Genomic DNA, 16,030 nt, shown 5'->3' with positions numbered 1-16,030 from the left:
TTGGTTTACATAATGCAGATTATATTGACGAGATGCCAAGAATCAGACCGTGACACCGAGGGCTTCCGTGACCTTTTCGGCGGCGTCCTTGAGCGTGGCTGCGACCAGGAAGTTCAGTCCGGACTTCTTCAGGATCTGGCGTGCTTCCTCTGCATTCGTACCGTCGAGACGCACGATCATGGGCACGTTGACCTCGACCTGCTTGAGCGCCTGGAGAATACCGTTGGCGACACGGTCGCAACGGACGATGCCGCCGAAGATGTTGATGAGCACGGCTTCGACGTTGGGATCGCTCATCATGATGCGGAAGGCGTTGGCGATACGCTCCACGTTGGCTCCACCGCCGACATCCAGGAAGTTCGCAGGCTTGCCGCCGGCGAGCTGGATGATGTCCATCGTACCCATGGCCAGTCCCGCACCGTTCACCATGCAGCCCACGTTGCCGTCGAGCTTGATGTAGTTCAGGTTGTACTTGCCGGCCTCGATTTCGAGCGGATCTTCCTCTTCGATGTCGCGCAGGGCCGCGATGTCAGGATGACGGTACAGGGCATTGTCGTCGAAGTCCACCTTCGCGTCGAGTGCGACGAAGTCACCATCGACCGTCGCGACGAGCGGATTGATCTCGAGCATGCTGCAGTCGAGTGCTTCATAGGCTGCGTACAGCTTATGAATGAAGGCGACGAAACTCTTGAAAGAATTGCCACTTAGGCCAAGGCCGAATGCAAGGCGGCGAGCCTGGAATCCCTCGAAACCGGTCGTGGGATCGACGTATTCCTTGATGATCTTCTCGGGAGTTTCTTCGGCGACCGTCTCGATTTCGACGCCACCTTCGGTCGACACCATGATGATGTTCTTCGACGTCTGGCGATCGAGCAGGATCGAGCAGTAGTATTCGTGGGCGATCTTGCAGCCTTCTTCGATCAGGACGCGGTGGACGATCTTTCCTTCTTCACCGGTCTGGATCGTGACGAGCTTGTTGTTCAGGAGACCGTGGGCGACCTGATATGCCCTGTCGGCGATATTGCCTTCGGTGATCACCGTGACGCCACGCAACGGCTTGCCCATGATTTCGATGGGAGCGTTCGTGACGGGATCGTGTACGGTTCCCTTTCCACGTCCGCCGGCATGAATCTGAGCCTTCACGACGATGGTCGAAATGCCGCGTTGAACGAAGTCGTTATAGGCAACGGCACCAGCGTCGGCAGCGGTAAGAACGGCCTTGCCGAACAGAACGGGCACGTCATGGGCACGCAACAGTTCCTTCGCCTGATACTCGTGAATGTTCATGGGATCCTCGATGTTGGGAAATCGGAGTAATTTCGACGGTTCGCCTGATATCCACTGCACGGATCAAGCGAAGAGATGCGAAATTACCAAATCGACGTGGCATAGAAAAGAACGGACGGCAACCGACGATGCGCTACGCACGCTACTACCTTCCCCTGCTCCTGCTTGCCCTCTTGTGGCTATCCGTCCGTCCCCTGCTCGAAGACCGTTCGCTGGGCAGCAGGACGAATCCCATCATGGTGCTGCTCACACCGTCCGTCGATGCCGACCGTGTTTCGAAGAACGCGGACGTCCTGGTCAAGTACCTCGAAACCCACACAGGATATCATTACAAGGCCGTCGTGCCGACGAACTTCGTCGCCGTCGTCGAAGCCTTCGGTTCGGGCAAGGCGGACATCGCCATCATGAATACGTTCTCCTACCTGCTCGCTCATTCGCGGTACGGTGCGAATGCCGTCATGAAGGTCGTGCGTCGTGACGGAGAGCTGAACTATCGCGGACAGATCATCGCCCGGACGGATTCGGGTATCGACACGTTGACGGATCTCGGCGGCAAGCGCATCGCCTACGTCGATCCGTCCTCGACGTCGGGCTATATCTATCCGAAGGCGCTGCTGCAGAAGGCCGGCATCAGGACGAAGGAGGAAGTGTTCGGCAACAAGCACGACGTCGTCGTCATGATGGTCTATCAGCGCCAGGTCGATGCCGGCGCCACGTTCTACTCACCGCCGGACAAGCATACGGGAGAGATTCTCGATGCCCGCGCCAAGGTCCACGCCCAGTTCCCGGACGTCTACGACAAGGTCAAGATCATCGCCCTCACCGATCCCATTCCGAACGACCCCGTCGTCGTCCGGAAGGACTTTCCTGTGGACATGCAGCAGCGCATCATCGAAGCGCTCACATCCTTCCAGGCCACGAAGGAAGGCAAGGCGGCCCTGAAGGACATCGCCAGTGTGGAAGGGCTCGCAGCGTCGAGCGATGCGGACTATAACGACATCCGCACGCTCATCTCCCGGTATTCGGTCGATATCGAGAAGGTCCTGAAAAAGAAATAGGGCCTGTTCGGAGGCCCTATGGAAATCGAATGGTATGCGTTTTCCGCTTATTTCTTCTCGACGAGTTTCCGTGCGAAGACGGACGCCCCGCGTGCCACGCCGGCGATCAGCGATGCGACGTCCTCGAGCGGTTCGCGCACCTTCGCCATCAGGTTCGTTTCCAGCACCTTGACGTCGTCGGCGATCGAGGCGAAGGTATCGGCACCGCGTCCGAGTTTGTCGAGCTGGGAATCGGCATTCTCCAACGTCGAATGCAACTGACCCAGCACCACTTCACTCTGCTGGATCACGGGTTCCAGTTGTCGCTTGAGATCGGACATGTCCCCTGCCGCCTTCTCGACGGTATCGATCACGCGATCGAGCTGCTTGCGGGCGTAGAGAAGCGTAACCGCACCAGCGATGCACAGCACCGTCAGAGCTGCGAGCGCGATGCAGCCGAAGATGACGAGAGAAGTATCCATGGATCAGGACAGCTCGGAACGGAATGCTTCAGCACCGGCCTTGGCGGCATCACCGACCTTGGAAGCTCCTGCCTGAACGGACTCCTTCAGATGTTGTGCGCGATGCTTCGCTTCGCGGAGAACCTGTTCGGCATTCGACATCAGTGAATCCGCCTGCGCACGCGCGGTCGAGACGATCCGCTCGGCACGAAGGCGGCCTTCGTTGATGAAGTCTTCGGTTTCCTCTTCGCCCTTGTAGAATAGATCGGCGGCCTTGTTGTACAGTTCCTCGCCCTTGTCCGCCAGATCCCTGCGCAGTTCACGTCCACTCTTCGGTGCGAAAAGAAGTGCGGCTACGGCACCGACGGCGCCACCGATGACGGCACCAAGGAGCAGGCCCTTGGTGTAGTTGTTGTTCGAATCCATGGAAGCCTCCGAAGTGTTCACCATTGTTCCGGCAATGTTACCGGATGTCCTTGGGACGTAAGTATCAACTCTGCGAATTCACGAACGGCGCCATTGCCGCCGGGTGCGTGACACGTATACGTGGCCACGTGCCGGATGGCCTGGACGGCATCGGACGGGCAGGCCGAAAGGCCGCAGAGCTGCATCGCATGCAGGTCGTTGATGTCGTCGCCAATATACGCAATGTCGTTCAAGGCCACCGAGCAGCGCGAGGCCAGTTCGTTCAGCGCCGTCGTCTTGTCGTGAGACCCGAGAATGACCTCGGATATCCTGAGCTTGTCGGCCCTCCGGACGACGATCTCCGACCGCTCGCTGGTAATGATGGCGGTACGGATACCGGCCCTGTGCAGCAGGGTCACTCCCATACCGTCCCTCGTCGAAAAACGTTTCAATTCCTCGCCTATCGCCGAAAAATACATGGCACCGTCGGTAAGGGTACCGTCGACATCCATCACGACAAGTTTTATCCCCAACGCCTGAAAACGTATGTCGTCTGTCATTCCAACCTCATAGATTCGCGCTCCACAAAACTACACCGCTTCCACAACGATCGTGCCGATTATCAATGCTTGACATCAATGCCCTGCTTGCCGGAGAACTGAACCTACAACACTGGCAGGTGCAGAACGTACTCGCACTTCTCGACGACGGTGCCACCATTCCGTTCATCGCCCGCTACCGCAAGGAACGCACGGGGGAGATGGACGATGTTACCCTGCGAACATTGAAGGAACGGCACGAATATCTTACCGAACTGGAAGATCGCAAGCAGACGATCCTGGCTTCCATCAAGGAGCAGGGCAAGCTCACCGACGAGCTCGAACGCCGTATCGTCGGCTGTACACAGAAGACGGAACTGGAGGATCTGTACCTCCCCTATCGTCCGAAACGCCGGACGCGGGCGACGATCGCGCGCGAGCGCGGGCTCGAACCTCTGGCCATCGGTATCGAGGAATACGATAGTCCCGATGCGGCCGACGTCGACCTGCTCGCCCTCGCCGCACCGTTCGTGGACCCGACCAAGGAAGTGCCCGATGCCAAGGCCGCCCTGCAGGGTGCAGCCGACATCATCGCCGAGAACATCGCCGAACAGGCAGACCTCCGCCAGACCGTCCGCGCGATGATGTTGCGTGACGGTACCTTCGTTTCTCGCATCAAGGCGGAGATTCCCGAAGGTAGTACGAAGTTCGAGATGTATCGTGACTTCCGTGCCCCCGTATCGTCCATCGCCGCCCATACCATGCTCGCCCTGCGTCGTGGCGAGGCAGAAGAAGTGCTCTCCCTCTTCATGGAGATCGAGGAAGACGGCGTGCTCTCCTACCTCCGCGAAAAGGTCGTCCGCCGTACCTCCGGTGCCGTGGCCGACTTCAAGCGCACGGTGGTCAAGGATGCCTACGACCGGCTCATGAAGTTCACGCTGATCGGCGAAGTACGGTTCGAGAAGAAGCAGAACGCCGATGCCGATTCCATCCGCACGTTCGAGACCAACCTGCGCAACCTTCTGCTGTCGGCTCCGGCAGGCATGAAGCCCACGCTCGGCATCGACCCCGGCTTCCGAACGGGATGCAAGTTCGCCGTCGTCGATGCCACGTCCCGTTTCGTCGAACACGCCACCGTCTATCCCACGGCTGGCTCGGCGGATCAACGCCAGAAGGCCACGATGGTCCTGCGCGACATGATCCGCAGACACAACATCGAACTCATCGCCATCGGCAACGGCACGGCCGGACGCGAAACGGAACAGTTCGTGGCGGAATCCCTCGAGACGCTGACATCCGAAGAAGCGAAGCCGACGTTCGTCATGGTCAGCGAAGCGGGGGCTTCGGTCTACTCCGCATCGGAGACGGCGGGAGAGGAATTCCCCGACCTCGACGTCACGATCCGCGGTGCGATCAGCATCGCGCGGCGCCTGCAGGATCCCCTGGCCGAGCTGGTGAAGATCGATCCGAAAAGCATCGGCGTAGGTCAATACCAGCACGACGTCGATCAGCGCCTCCTCAAGAAGAACCTCGAAGAGACCGTCGAATCCTGTGTGAACTACGTGGGTGTGGATCTCAACACGGCCTCGAAGGAGCTGCTCGGCTACGTATCGGGCATCACGCCGACGCTCGCACGCAACATCGTCGAATACCGCAACCAGAACGGTCCGTTCGCCAGCAGGGAAACGCTCCTGAAGGTACCGAAGTTCGGTCCCAAGACCTTCGAACAGTCCGCAGGCTTCCTGCGCATCCGTAACGGCAGCAATCCGCTCGACAACTCGGCGGTCCACCCCGAGCGCTATCCCATCGTGGAAGTCGTGGCGAAAGATCTCGGTGTTCCGCTGAGCGAGATCACCAAGGTACCCGACCGTATCCGCTCCGTCGACATCAGCAAGTACGTCAACGACTCCGTCGGTCTGCCGACCTTGCGCGACGTCATTGCCGAGCTGGAGAAACCGGGACGCGATCCCCGCGCCCAATTCCGGTATGCGACCTTCCAGGAAGGCGTGAAGGAGATCACCGATCTGAAGCCCGACATGGAACTCGAAGGCGTCGTCACCAACGTGGCCAACTTCGGAGCCTTCGTCGATATCGGCGTACATCAGGACGGCCTCGTCCATGTTTCCCAGCTTGCCGACCGGTTCGTCAAGGACCCGAAGGACGTCGTTTCGGTGGGGCAGGTCGTGAAGGTCCGCGTCGTGGACGTCGACGTCAAGCTCAAGCGGATCAGCCTCACCATGAAGAAGAAGGGTGGTCATTCGCCCTCACCGAAGAGGAAGTCCGAAGCACAGTCGTTCAGCATGGACGATCTGAAAGCTAAATTTGCGAAGTGATCCGCGCGATGCCCCGGCATCGCGTCATCGTTCGACCAGCATCGTTCAACGAATCAACGTTCGAAGACCATATGACGCGTTACGTCCTGCTCTCCATCGCACTACCCGAAGAACAATTCGATCTCATGTCGGGAATCCTCTCGACCTACCCCATCGTCGGCATCGAGGAAGGGATGGACGAGCTGACGGTCTGTTTCGAACAGAACGACTGGCAGGATCACTATCGTGAATCCATCCTCGAAGAATGTGCAGAGATCGGCGTCAAGGCCGCGATTCTCAAGGTAGGCACGGAGGAGGACCAGAACTGGAATGCGGAATGGGAGAAGACGGTCGATCCCGTCGTCGTCAACGAACGGATCGTCATCGTGCCCGAATGGAGAGCCGACGAATACGATGCCCCGCTGAAGCTCGTCATCACGCCGAAGATGTCCTTCGGAACCGGACATCATGCCACGACACGCATGATGTGCCTACTGATGGAGCGCTACGTCGTACCCGCGGATCGCTGGATCGACGTTGGAACGGGCACCGGAGTACTCGCCATCCTCGCACGCAAGCTCGGTGCGTCGTGGGTCTATGCCTTCGACAACAACGAATGGTCGGTCCTGAACTCGCAGGAGAACATCGAACGCAACGACGTCGTGGAAGGCATCCTGCTCGAACAGAAGGAACTGCAGGAGGTGGAACTTCCATCGGTCGACGGTATCGCAGCCAATCTGTATCGCCATCTCGTCATCCCCTATGCAGCGGCCTTCACGAAGGCAGTCAAACCGGGCGGCATCATCCTCGTCTCCGGAATCCTCAAGTACGATGCGGACGAAATACGCGCAGCCTTCACCGATGCCGGCTGCACCGAAGTCGAACGTCTCGACGAAAGCGAATGGTCGGCCATCGCATTCAGGACGCCGGAGGCCTAGATGTCATCCGAGCGTCCGCAGAATCGTTACGTCATTCCCGTCCTGACGGCCGTCTTCATCGTCGTCGTCATGATCCTGATCATGAATGGAGGCATGTGCGAGCGTTACGAGCGGAGGATGCAGCGTCAGGAGATGATGCGTCACTACTACGATTCCGTACGCCGCGAATCGCAACTGGAACGACTGAAGCATCAGAAGAAGAACTGAAGTCCGAACGAAGGACCATCCACCGCATACGGAACGTGAGCTATGGCGTCACGCCTCAGTTCTCGCGATAGTTCTGCCCGAAATAATAGGTATCGTGACCGTTACGACCCATCGAAACGAAGCTGGCCTCGGACTTCGAGCGCTTCTCGAGGTAGTCCCGTGCGTCGTCCTCGTTGATCTCGGCGACGCGGGCAAGATCCTGTACAGGAACACGTCCACCATTCGAGGAAATGAGATAGCGGATGACCGTTTCCAGTCGTTCCCGCTCGGCACGATAATCGCGAAGGCTCGATAGCAAAAGCCATGACCCGCCGGCGAGATGTAGCGACGCCAGGACGAAGCACGTCAGAATGTCCTGATAAGAGGCGTCACCCATATACCAGCCGACACCACCGAACAGGAAGTAGACCAGACTGAAGATGGTCACCATACTGCCCAGAAGATACTTGATGCGGAACATGATCCTGACCTCGGGTATTGCGGTGCAAGTTACGGTCCTGTAATGACTTTCGTAACATTCCTGTGACATACGGACCGGTCACAAGGTTTCCGTGCCGGTAGCTGCAACCGCCTCCGTCCGTACTTTTGCGGTTCTTACATCACCGTCGATTCCAGCATCGTGCACGCCATACGTTCGGACTATTCCAGACTTCTCGACGCACTGAAGCATTCGGCCGCCGTACTGCGTACGGCCGATACTCTCTCGGTACCCCGCTCCACGTTCAGTATCAAGACGCTGACCGGTTCGTCGCGGGCCGTGCTGGTGGCGGCCCTGTGGGGGCTCGGTGACCTTCCCGTCGTCGTCATCACACCCGACGATCAGAGCTGTGACGAGCTCCAGCACGATCTCGGCATCCTGATCGGCGCCGACTCGGTCGGCTCCGTACGCTCGGCCTCCAGAGCCAGCGTGCTGGGATCGTCGGCGACGCTGCACCACGATCAGGTCGATGCGCTCTCCCGGTTGAAGGAACGTCCACGCTTCGTCCTCGTAGCCTCGGCTCCAGCCCTCGCACTGGCTCTACCGTCGAGCGTCGATCTCGGCGGTTCGACGGTGCATGTCACCAAGGGCGATACTCTTCCATACGACGCCTTCGTCATGGATCTGGCCGTCAACGGATTCGAGCGGCAGGACTACGTGTCCAAGCCCGGCGACATGGCCATCCGGGGTGGCATCATCGACATCTTCCCCGGTGGCTGGGACAATCCCCTGCGTCTGGAATTCTGGGGCGATACGGTCGAGTCGATCCGCGAGTTCGAACCCATGTCCCAGCGTTCCATCCGCGAGCACGATACCGTGACCTTCCTGGGCAAGGTCTTCCACGAGGACGACACGGCCCTGACGTCGTCCTTACTCGATCACGTTCCCACCGATGCCCTCATGGTGCTCGATGGTCCGGAAGCGATCGCAGGCGATCTTCATCGTCTCGACGAAACCTTCGACACGACACGATTCGAGAATTGGTCGAGGCTCCTGATCAATCCGCTCGGCGACGTCGATCATCAGGTCCAGACCACTGCACAACCCGTCTTCTCCGCCTCCATCGAACAACTCCTGAAGTCATGCGGCACCCAGCTCATACGACATCACTCCGTCTTTCTCGGAGCCGACGGCGCCAATAACGCGCGGCGGATCCGGGAGCTGTGCGACAACGTGGCCGACCAGCTCGAACTCGACTATCCCGACATCGCCCTGGCCTATCACCGCACCATCGATTCCATGTGGTTCGTGAGCGCAGCGCTCAGTGCCGGCTTCATATGGGAGGACGAACACCTCGTGTGTTTCACCGAGCATCAGGTCTTCGGACGCCAGCGCGCGCAACGGCGCACGAAGCGCAACGAAGGAGGCATCTCGATCCGCGAGCTGCAATCGATGCATCGAGGCGATTATGTGGTCCATGCCGACAAGGGCATCGGGCGGTTCGAAGGTCTGGAAGCCATCGTCATCAACGGCAGTACGCAGGAATGCGTCAAGCTGGCCTTCGCCGGTGAGGATGTTCTCTACGTCCATCTCAACTACGTCCATAAACTCAGCAAGTATGCTTCGGAAGAAGGAGCCGTTCCGAAGCTGAGCAAGCTCGGCTCGGCGGAATGGGAACGGAAGAAGTCGAAGGCGAAGAAGAAGATCAAGGATATCGCCCGCGACCTCATCAAGCTGTATGCGCAGCGGAAGTCGCAACCGGGCTTCGCCTTCCCCGTGGACACCGTATGGCAGAAGGAGTTCGAAGCGTCCTTCCAGTACGAGGACACTCCCGACCAGTCGCGTGCCACGGCCGAAGTCAAGCTCGACATGGAACAGTCGTCGCCGATGGACCGGCTGGTATGCGGCGATGTGGGCTTCGGCAAGACGGAAGTCGCCATCCGTGCGGCATTCAAGGCAGCGCAGGCCGGCAAGCAGGTAGCAGTCCTCGTACCCACAACCATCCTCGCCCAGCAGCACTACGTGACCTTCACCGACCGCCTCCATCGCTATCCGGTGGCGATCGAAGTGCTCTCCAGATTCAGGACGCGTACGGAGCAGAAGGAAGTTCTTGAACGCCTCGGCAAGGGCAAGGTCGATATTGTCGTCGGTACGCATCGCTTGCTGAGCAAGGACGTCATCTTCAAGAATCTCGGCTTGCTGATCATCGACGAAGAGCATCGCTTCGGTGTGGCGGCCAAGGAAAAGCTCCGTTCGTTACGGGCTTCCATCGATACGCTGACGCTGACGGCGACGCCCATCCCGCGCACGCTCAACTTCTCGCTCATGGGAGCGCGCGACCTCAGCGTCATCGAAACGCCTCCGCGGAACCGTCTGCCTATCAAGACGGAGATTCTGCAATGGGAGGACGACATCCTGCGCGAAGCCCTGCTTCGCGAACTGGAGCGCGGCGGCCAGGCCTTCGTCGTGACCGACCGTATCGGCGACATGGACAAGCTGATGATACGCATCAACATGCTCGTCCCATCGCTGAAGGTATGCATCGCTCACGGACAGATGGAGACCGAAGAACTCGAGAATGTGATGGAAGGCTTCCTCGAACGGAGGTACGACGTCCTGATCGCCACCAAGATCATCGAGTCCGGCCTGGACATTCCGAACGCGAATACGATGATCATCGTCAATGCAGACAACTTCGGTCTCGCGGAACTGTATCAGTTGCGCGGACGCGTAGGACGGTCGAACATCCAGGCATACTGCTACCTCGTCATTCCTCCCGTCCATACGCTGTCGCGTACGGCCCTGCGCAGACTCCAGGCTCTCGAAGAATACACGGACCTGGGCAGCGGCTTCCAGCTCGCCATGCGCGACCTCGAGATACGTGGCGCCGGCAACCTGCTCGGCGGCGAGCAGAGCGGCTTCATCATGGAAATGGGATTCGAACTGTATCAGAAGATCCTCGACGAAGCCGTATCGGAACTCCGTTCCGACGAGTTCAGCGCGCTGTTCACCGGCAGCAAGCACGTCCATCCTTCCTTCGCCAACGAAGACGTAGCCATCGAACTCGACGTCGACGCCCTGCTGCCGAAGGAATACATTCCGGCCGATACGGATCGTTACGAAGCATACAAGCGTCTCTACAACGCACACACTCATCAGGAAGTCGATACGGTCTTCGCAGAACTGCGCGACCGTTTCGGCGCATTTCCGGAACCGGCCGAAGAGCTGCTCTTCGCCGTCCGTCTGCGTATCGCGGCATTGCCGATCGGCCTCGTCCGCGTCAATCTCCGCGGCACGCGGCTGATGCTCGAAATGCCGCCCGACAGCGACACACGCTACTATGAAGAGGCATTCCCCCGCCTTCTTCCGATCATAACCTCGATGAAGAACGCACGCTTCGTCCAGAACGGAAAGCGATTCTTCGTCGAAGTGCAACTCGGTCGGCGTGACGATGCCATCGCGGTCCTCGACGAGCTCTCGCGTGCGGTGATGACGGAACCGGTCGCCACTGGGGAAGAAGAAGCATGAGCTGCGTTCTTGCCATCGAAACGTCGGGAACGACGTGTGGTGCAGCCGTCGTCATCGATGACCTGCTCGCGTCGGAAGTCGCCATCTATCGTCCGCATCAGCACGACGAACGTCTCGCCGCCTGCGTTCGACAGGCCCTGGATCATGCGAACAGGACGATCGACAACGTCGACGTCATCGCCATTTCTGCAGGACCGGGTTCGTTCACCGGCCTGCGTATCGGCGCATCGTTCGTGAAAGGGCTGTGCGTCACCGGCTCGCCGAAGCTCGTAGCCGTTCCTACGTTATCGGCATGCGCTGCGGCAGCGGTGGAAGTCGCCGTATTCGCCGGTGCGGCATCCATCGTCGCCACCGTCGTCTCGCATCGCGATCTCGTCTACTTCCAGCGGTTCGCCGTCGACGGCTCACCCCATTCGCCGAGTGACTTCATCACGGTCGAGGAAGCACGCGGCCGGATTTCCCCTTCGGACCTCGTCTGTGGTCCGGGGGCATCGACATTGATCGACGCCCCCATCAGTGGACTCACAAGATTGGCACCACGATTCGTGGCGAAAGCGGCACGGACGCTGATTCTCGACGGCCGCTTCACGGATCCGGCGATCTTCGTGCCCGACTATCAGCAGGACTTCGTCCCGCGCGGATCGGCCTGACGGCCGATCATCAGAGCGTATACTGCAGGCTCACGTTCGCAAGGCGCGGCATGATCGTACCGCCGAAGATCTCGTAGTGCTTGCGATCGAGAAGGTTGTAGATGTACAGTCCGGCACGAAGGCCCTGCATGATCTCCACACCTGCATTCACGTTGACGAGGGCATAGGCCGGAACGTATCCGCGGAAGTCGCCTGCAAGCCACGGGAAACCATCGACGTAACGGAACGTCACCGAAACGTCGAAGAGACCATCCTGCTTGTATGACGCCCCGACGTTGACGCGGTGCGGCGACGTGTTCGGGCTCAGCAGCAGATCACCCTTCGGCAGGAACGGATTCGGCGTTTCCGCTTCGACGAGACGGAATCCGTAGTACGAGTAGTTCGCGTTGAAATGCAGTTCGCGCGTCAGAGCGTACTCGGCGGCGATTTCCATACCGTACTGTTCGACAAGACCGATGTTCGTATTCGATACCACGAACATGGGCTTCCCGTCCATCGTCGTGAACCGCGCACGGTCGAATTGCGAAATCTGCTGATAGACCAGGCTGTCGACGAGCTGTGCGTACTGCTGCAGATCGGGCGACAGCGACGAGGACGACGACCACGTCTTGTAGTTCTCGTTCACACCCGGAAGGAAGCCCGAGATGAAGTCGCGCATCCGGTTATAGTAGACGTCGACCGTCACGAACAACTGCTTGCTGATCGTTCCCTTGTAGCCGAGTTCCAGACCGACGTTCTGTTCCACCTTCAGATCGGGATTACCGATACCGATGGCCGTCGGCTGGATGGCACGGGGATCGCGGGGATTCGTGACGCTGGGATCGAAGAGCGACAGATCGACGTTCTGCTGCGTTCCTGTCAGTGCCGTCAGCGTATCGTTGATGCGCTGCTGGACAGGACGGAAGTTCACCGGAGCACCCTGGGCGTTGAAGACCGGACGGAATCCATAGCGACGGTACAGTTCCGAGAAGTTCGCACGCTGGAAGGAACGTCCGGCACTGAGCCTGAGCTGATGTCCGGTGACCGGCGTGAAGACGACGGCCGCGCGTGGGGAGAACTGCTGGGGATAGATCGACGAATTGTCGTAGCGGGCCGAGAGGATCACGGACAGCGGCTGTGCGATGTTGTATTCGAGCTGACCATAGATACCGCCGATGTTGGCCGTGATGGGATCGTTCGGGAAGACCGTTCCCTTCGAGCCCACGGACATATGCTGGATCTGACCACCGACGACGTAGTTCAACGACGACGAGATGGTATCCGCATACTGGGCATCGAGGTTGAGATCGTAGGAATCGTCGAGGATGATCGTTCCTGGAGGTGCCGCGAGGATACGCATGGTATCGATCGTACGACGTGCATTGTAGGCAGCCTGGACGTGGAAGTGCGTCTCGTGGAAGGCCAGACGTGCGAACGGTTTCTCGGACTTCGGAACGTGGATCCGTCCCGCACCGGCCATCATCACTTCGTTGCCGAACTGCGTATATCCTACTTCGCCGAGAATCGTCGACGTCGGCGTCAGATCGTAGTCGAGACGCGCCGTACCGTAGGTTGCGAACGTGTTCAGGTCATCGTCCGTGAGCGCGTTCTGCTCGAGTCCCGCAGGAAACAGTCCCGGATATTCATGGACGATCGACGCACTGTCCGTACGATTGCGCGACAGGTTCTTGCTCTGCGAGTGACCGAGCGTGATCTTGTATGCGAGCTTGTCCCATGCACCGGCATGGCGAACGTCCGTACGGAGGGTCGCGTAGTCACCGGCGAGGACGGAGATCCTGGTGCCGATGGCTTCGCGCGGGGAAAGCGTGGTCAGGTTCAGTACTCCATTGAATGCATTGGCGCCGTACAGAGCTGCTGCAGGGCCGCGGATCAGTTCGATCCGGCTGAAGTCATCCAGCGAGCTCGCGAAGGAGTTCCATTCCGTGGCACCGATCTGTTGCAGGGCGACGTCGCGGCCATCGACCAGGACGAGCAGACGACGGTTGGTGCTGTTGTTGAATCCGCGCGTGTTCACGTTGAAGTCCGTGGCACCGTTCTGCGTGACGTCCACACCGTTCAGTCCCTCGAGTGCACGGCCGAGCTGGTTACCTCGTGCGGCGTGTACGATGTCGTCGGTATTCATGGCCGTCACGGCGGCCGGGGTTTCCGTCACCTTCTCCGCGCGTTTGAATGCGCCGTAGACGATGACGTCGTTGAACAGCGTCGAACGCGGAGTCATGCCGACGTCGATGGAGCGCGTCTCTCCATCCTTAAGATCGCGTACGGTGATCGTCGTATCGCTGAAGGCGATGCCGCCGAACTGTATCTGCCGCTCACCGGCAGGAACGTTCAGTTTGAATACGCCTTTCGAATTCGTGTAGGCGACCTTGTTGATACCGATCGCACGTACTCTGATACCTGCGACCGGCTCCCCTCCGTCACCGCTCACGACCTTACCCGTGATGGTGGCATCGGCATACAGCCATGCCGGCAGAATCAGCAACAACAATGACGCGGTCACGGCCAAACGGACACAATTGCCCATGGCTTCCTCGGAAAATTGATAATGGATGTGTTACGTGTGTGCCCAGTCTTACGGTGTCAATATCGGTGGCGTGGCATACCCTTCCACGGAACGCTGTCTGCCGATACGGGCATAGACTTCCGGATCCGTCGGTATGTCGGTTTCCATGCCGTCGACATATCGATTGAACATGCAGAACGACGATGCGATGAGTACGGTATCGTGAATCACCATATCATTCGCTCCGAGCGAACGTGCATGATCGATCGCCGCTGCGGTGGCAGCACGATCGAGACGCGTCGCGGCAGCGGCGATGTCGCATAGCGCCATCAGCATCGGCGTCAACGGTGCTTGCCTGTAGTCTTCGAGTATCTGGTCCATGATCCCGCCCGCGCCGGCTTCGTCTCCCCAATGACAGCGCGCAACGGCCGCGTGGGTCCGAGAGCAGTAGATGCACTCGTTCGTCCTGCTCGCGACGACGGCGATCGTTTCCCGTTCGGCGGCCGTCAGGACCTCATCTCCCCTCAGCAGTGCATTGGCGATACCGTTCATATGTACGGCGAACTGCGGATAGGCCATCATCAGTCCGCGGATGCCCGGCATTCCCTCCGGTACGTCAACGTGTGCCATCGGTCGTTCCCTTCGGCCGGACGTAACCGTTCGTCGTCAGTCGGTCGGCCAGTGTTTCGAAATACTCCATGGACGGGGGCATGACCGTCGCCAGCCCATCGACATATCGATTGTACATGCAGAACAATGCCGATACGAGGACGGCATCATGAATGCCTTCGTCGGACATATCCAGTTCCTTCAGCGCCTGGACCGAGCGTTCGATCGCCTCGCGGTCGAAGGTCGTGACGGCCGTACCCAGGTCACGCAGAGCCTCCAGTCGAGCAGGCGGCCGGGTGACGTGAAGGCTGGCATCCTTGAGTACATGATCGATGAACGGCTGCACGTCGTCGTAGCGCCGCGTTACCGTCGTATGTGCCGTAGAGCAGAACTGGCAGTCGTTCCTGTGGGAAACGACGGAAGAGACGAATTCACGCTCACCGACCGTCAGATCGGACGGTCCCCGCATCAATCGCTGGGTGAGATCGCGAATCGGTTCGCCCGTATCGAGACGGTATTCGAGAGGTCCGGTGATACCGGGAAAGTCCGTGTTGAAGGTAATGTGTGGCATCATGCTTCCCGTACATATCCTTCGACGGCCATCCGACGTCCCATCTCGACATAGTCAGCGGGATCTGTCGGCGTGATCGCACCGAGACCATCGACGTATCTGTTGAACATGCTGAACGCCGCTGCGATCAGCACCGTATCATGGATGTCCCTGTCGACGGCTCCCATGGCTCTGGCCGTCGCGATGTCGTCGTCCGTCACGATACGACCACCCTTACGAACCTTTTCCGCGATGGGCAAGAGGGCTTTCATCTTCGGAGAAAGACCATCGTAGACACCATTGTAGACGACGTCGTCGACGATGCTGGCCTGTTCGCCCCAGTGATGGCGTGCGGCAGCTGCATGGCTCATCGTGCAGAAGACGCAGCGATTGCCGTGCGATACGAAGGTCGCGATCAGTTCACGTTCCCCTTTGGTAAGAGGGCTTTCCCCGTGCAGAAGAGCCTGGGCGAGCCGAAGCATCGGTGCCGCGGTTTCGGGTCGGAACTGGAACAATCCTCTGATACCGACCACCGACGAATCAACGGTAATATGTGGCATGTGTCACTGTTGTGTTGAAAAGACTG

General features: G+C 59.1%; 15 protein-coding genes. 6 read left to right on the top strand and 9 right to left on the bottom strand.

All coding sequences use genetic code 11. The features are described from left to right. Nucleotides 1-42: 42 nt before the first annotated feature. Nucleotides 43-1,287 carry a succinate--CoA ligase subunit beta gene (locus tag BGO89_02190; GenBank protein OJX59249.1) on the bottom strand — a complete coding sequence of 415 codons (1,245 nt, stop codon included), beginning with the start codon at nucleotides 1,285-1,287 and terminating at the stop codon, nucleotides 43-45. A 128-nt stretch (nucleotides 1,288-1,415) separates the two neighbouring features. Between BGO89_02190 and BGO89_02185 the strand changes: the two genes are divergently transcribed. Beyond that, entirely contained in the window at nucleotides 1,416-2,345 is a 930-nt protein-coding gene (locus BGO89_02185) for a hypothetical protein (GenBank protein ID OJX59248.1), read from the top strand. 47 nt (nucleotides 2,346-2,392) lie between these two features. On the opposite strand, the gene BGO89_02180 is transcribed toward BGO89_02185, so the two are convergent. The 3 genes from BGO89_02180 to BGO89_02170 are packed head-to-tail and all read right to left on the bottom strand — an operon-like array spanning nucleotide 2,393 to nucleotide 3,723. Beyond that, nucleotides 2,393-2,806, bottom strand: coding sequence for a hypothetical protein (locus tag BGO89_02180; protein OJX59247.1), 414 nt, complete (start codon nucleotides 2,804-2,806; stop codon nucleotides 2,393-2,395). 3 nt (nucleotides 2,807-2,809) lie between these two features. Continuing rightward, nucleotides 2,810-3,211 carry a hypothetical protein gene (locus BGO89_02175; GenBank protein ID OJX59423.1) on the bottom strand — a complete coding sequence of 134 codons (402 nt, stop codon included), beginning with the start codon at nucleotides 3,209-3,211 and terminating at the stop codon, nucleotides 2,810-2,812. 17 nt (nucleotides 3,212-3,228) lie between these two features. Continuing rightward, nucleotides 3,229-3,723 (bottom strand): hypothetical protein, encoded by a 495-nt coding sequence (locus tag BGO89_02170; protein OJX59422.1) that lies wholly within the window; start codon nucleotides 3,721-3,723, stop codon nucleotides 3,229-3,231. 92 nt (nucleotides 3,724-3,815) lie between these two features. Here BGO89_02170 and BGO89_02165 point away from each other — a divergent pair, with 92 nt between their 5' ends. From BGO89_02165 to BGO89_02155, 3 genes are read left to right on the top strand one after another with little or no spacing between them, the layout of a single operon-like run. Then, entirely contained in the window at nucleotides 3,816-6,062 is a 2,247-nt protein-coding gene (locus tag BGO89_02165; protein ID OJX59246.1) for an RNA-binding transcriptional accessory protein, read from the top strand. Beyond that, nucleotides 6,059-6,979 carry a hypothetical protein gene (locus tag BGO89_02160; GenBank protein OJX59245.1) on the top strand — a complete coding sequence of 307 codons (921 nt, stop codon included), beginning with the start codon at nucleotides 6,059-6,061 and terminating at the stop codon, nucleotides 6,977-6,979. The genes BGO89_02165 and BGO89_02160 overlap by 4 nt, the downstream gene beginning before the upstream one ends. After that, on the top strand, nucleotides 6,980-7,186 hold the full coding sequence (locus BGO89_02155; protein ID OJX59244.1) for a hypothetical protein: 207 nt from the start codon (nucleotides 6,980-6,982) through the stop codon (nucleotides 7,184-7,186). It begins immediately after the preceding gene. A gap of 55 nt (nucleotides 7,187-7,241) precedes the next feature. Here the strand turns inward: BGO89_02155 and BGO89_02150 are convergent, their stop codons facing one another. Then, nucleotides 7,242-7,646 carry a hypothetical protein gene (locus BGO89_02150; protein ID OJX59243.1) on the bottom strand — a complete coding sequence of 135 codons (405 nt, stop codon included), beginning with the start codon at nucleotides 7,644-7,646 and terminating at the stop codon, nucleotides 7,242-7,244. Between the two features lie 159 nt (nucleotides 7,647-7,805). On the opposite strand from BGO89_02150, the gene BGO89_02145 reads away from it, so the two are divergent. Together BGO89_02145 and BGO89_02140 are read left to right on the top strand one after the other, a co-directional pair. Further along, on the top strand, nucleotides 7,806-11,132 hold the full coding sequence (locus BGO89_02145) for a transcription-repair coupling factor (protein OJX59242.1): 3,327 nt from the start codon (nucleotides 7,806-7,808) through the stop codon (nucleotides 11,130-11,132). Further along, on the top strand, nucleotides 11,129-11,782 hold the full coding sequence (locus BGO89_02140) for a tRNA (adenosine(37)-N6)-threonylcarbamoyltransferase complex dimerization subunit type 1 TsaB (GenBank protein OJX59241.1): 654 nt from the start codon (nucleotides 11,129-11,131) through the stop codon (nucleotides 11,780-11,782). Before BGO89_02145 ends, BGO89_02140 begins: the two co-directional genes overlap by 4 nt. A 10-nt stretch (nucleotides 11,783-11,792) precedes the next feature. On the opposite strand, the gene BGO89_02135 is transcribed toward BGO89_02140, so the two are convergent. From BGO89_02135 to BGO89_02120, 4 genes are all read right to left on the bottom strand, one after another. Next, the gene (locus BGO89_02135) at nucleotides 11,793-14,264 is read right to left on the bottom strand and encodes a hypothetical protein (protein OJX59240.1); all 2,472 of its coding nucleotides are present in this window, start codon (nucleotides 14,262-14,264) and stop codon (nucleotides 11,793-11,795) included. Between the two features lie 90 nt (nucleotides 14,265-14,354). After that, a complete protein-coding gene (locus BGO89_02130; GenBank protein ID OJX59239.1) occupies nucleotides 14,355-14,915 on the bottom strand; it encodes a hypothetical protein in 561 nt (186 codons plus the stop codon). Then, a complete protein-coding gene (locus BGO89_02125) occupies nucleotides 14,902-15,465 on the bottom strand; it encodes a hypothetical protein (GenBank protein ID OJX59421.1) in 564 nt (187 codons plus the stop codon). Before BGO89_02125 ends, BGO89_02130 begins: the two co-directional genes overlap by 14 nt. Beyond that, nucleotides 15,465-16,004 carry a carboxymuconolactone decarboxylase gene (locus tag BGO89_02120; protein OJX59238.1) on the bottom strand — a complete coding sequence of 180 codons (540 nt, stop codon included), beginning with the start codon at nucleotides 16,002-16,004 and terminating at the stop codon, nucleotides 15,465-15,467. The genes BGO89_02125 and BGO89_02120 overlap by 1 nt, the downstream gene beginning before the upstream one ends. Nucleotides 16,005-16,030 lie beyond the last annotated feature (26 nt).

Origin of the sequence: Candidatus Kapaibacterium thiocyanatum (genome assembly GCA_001899175.1) — a bacterium.
GTDB classification, from domain to species: Bacteria; Bacteroidota; Ignavibacteria; order Kapaibacteriales; family Kapaibacteriaceae; genus Kapaibacterium; species Kapaibacterium thiocyanatum.
This window is presented reverse-complemented; position numbering and strand designations above follow the sequence as displayed.

Bases quoted from the DNA above. Each gene is read 5' to 3' on its own strand.
- BGO89_02190 (OJX59249.1), bottom strand. From the start codon at position 1,287: ATGAACATTCACGAGTATCAGGCGAAGGAACTGTTGCGTGCCCATGAC.
- BGO89_02185 (OJX59248.1), top strand. From the start codon at position 1,416: ATGCGCTACGCACGCTACTACCTTCCCCTGCTCCTGCTTGCCCTCTTG.
- BGO89_02180 (OJX59247.1), bottom strand. From the start codon at position 2,806: ATGGATACTTCTCTCGTCATCTTCGGCTGCATCGCGCTCGCAGCTCTG.
- BGO89_02175 (OJX59423.1), bottom strand. From the start codon at position 3,211: ATGGATTCGAACAACAACTACACCAAGGGCCTGCTCCTTGGTGCCGTC.
- BGO89_02165 (OJX59246.1), top strand. From the start codon at position 3,816: ATGCTTGACATCAATGCCCTGCTTGCCGGAGAACTGAACCTACAACAC.
- BGO89_02155 (OJX59244.1), top strand. From the start codon at position 6,980: ATGTCATCCGAGCGTCCGCAGAATCGTTACGTCATTCCCGTCCTGACG.
- BGO89_02150 (OJX59243.1), bottom strand. From the start codon at position 7,646: ATGTTCCGCATCAAGTATCTTCTGGGCAGTATGGTGACCATCTTCAGT.
- BGO89_02140 (OJX59241.1), top strand. From the start codon at position 11,129: ATGAGCTGCGTTCTTGCCATCGAAACGTCGGGAACGACGTGTGGTGCA.
- BGO89_02130 (OJX59239.1), bottom strand. From the start codon at position 14,915: ATGGCACACGTTGACGTACCGGAGGGAATGCCGGGCATCCGCGGACTG.
- BGO89_02125 (OJX59421.1), bottom strand. From the start codon at position 15,465: ATGCCACACATTACCTTCAACACGGACTTTCCCGGTATCACCGGACCT.
- BGO89_02120 (OJX59238.1), bottom strand. From the start codon at position 16,004: ATGCCACATATTACCGTTGATTCGTCGGTGGTCGGTATCAGAGGATTG.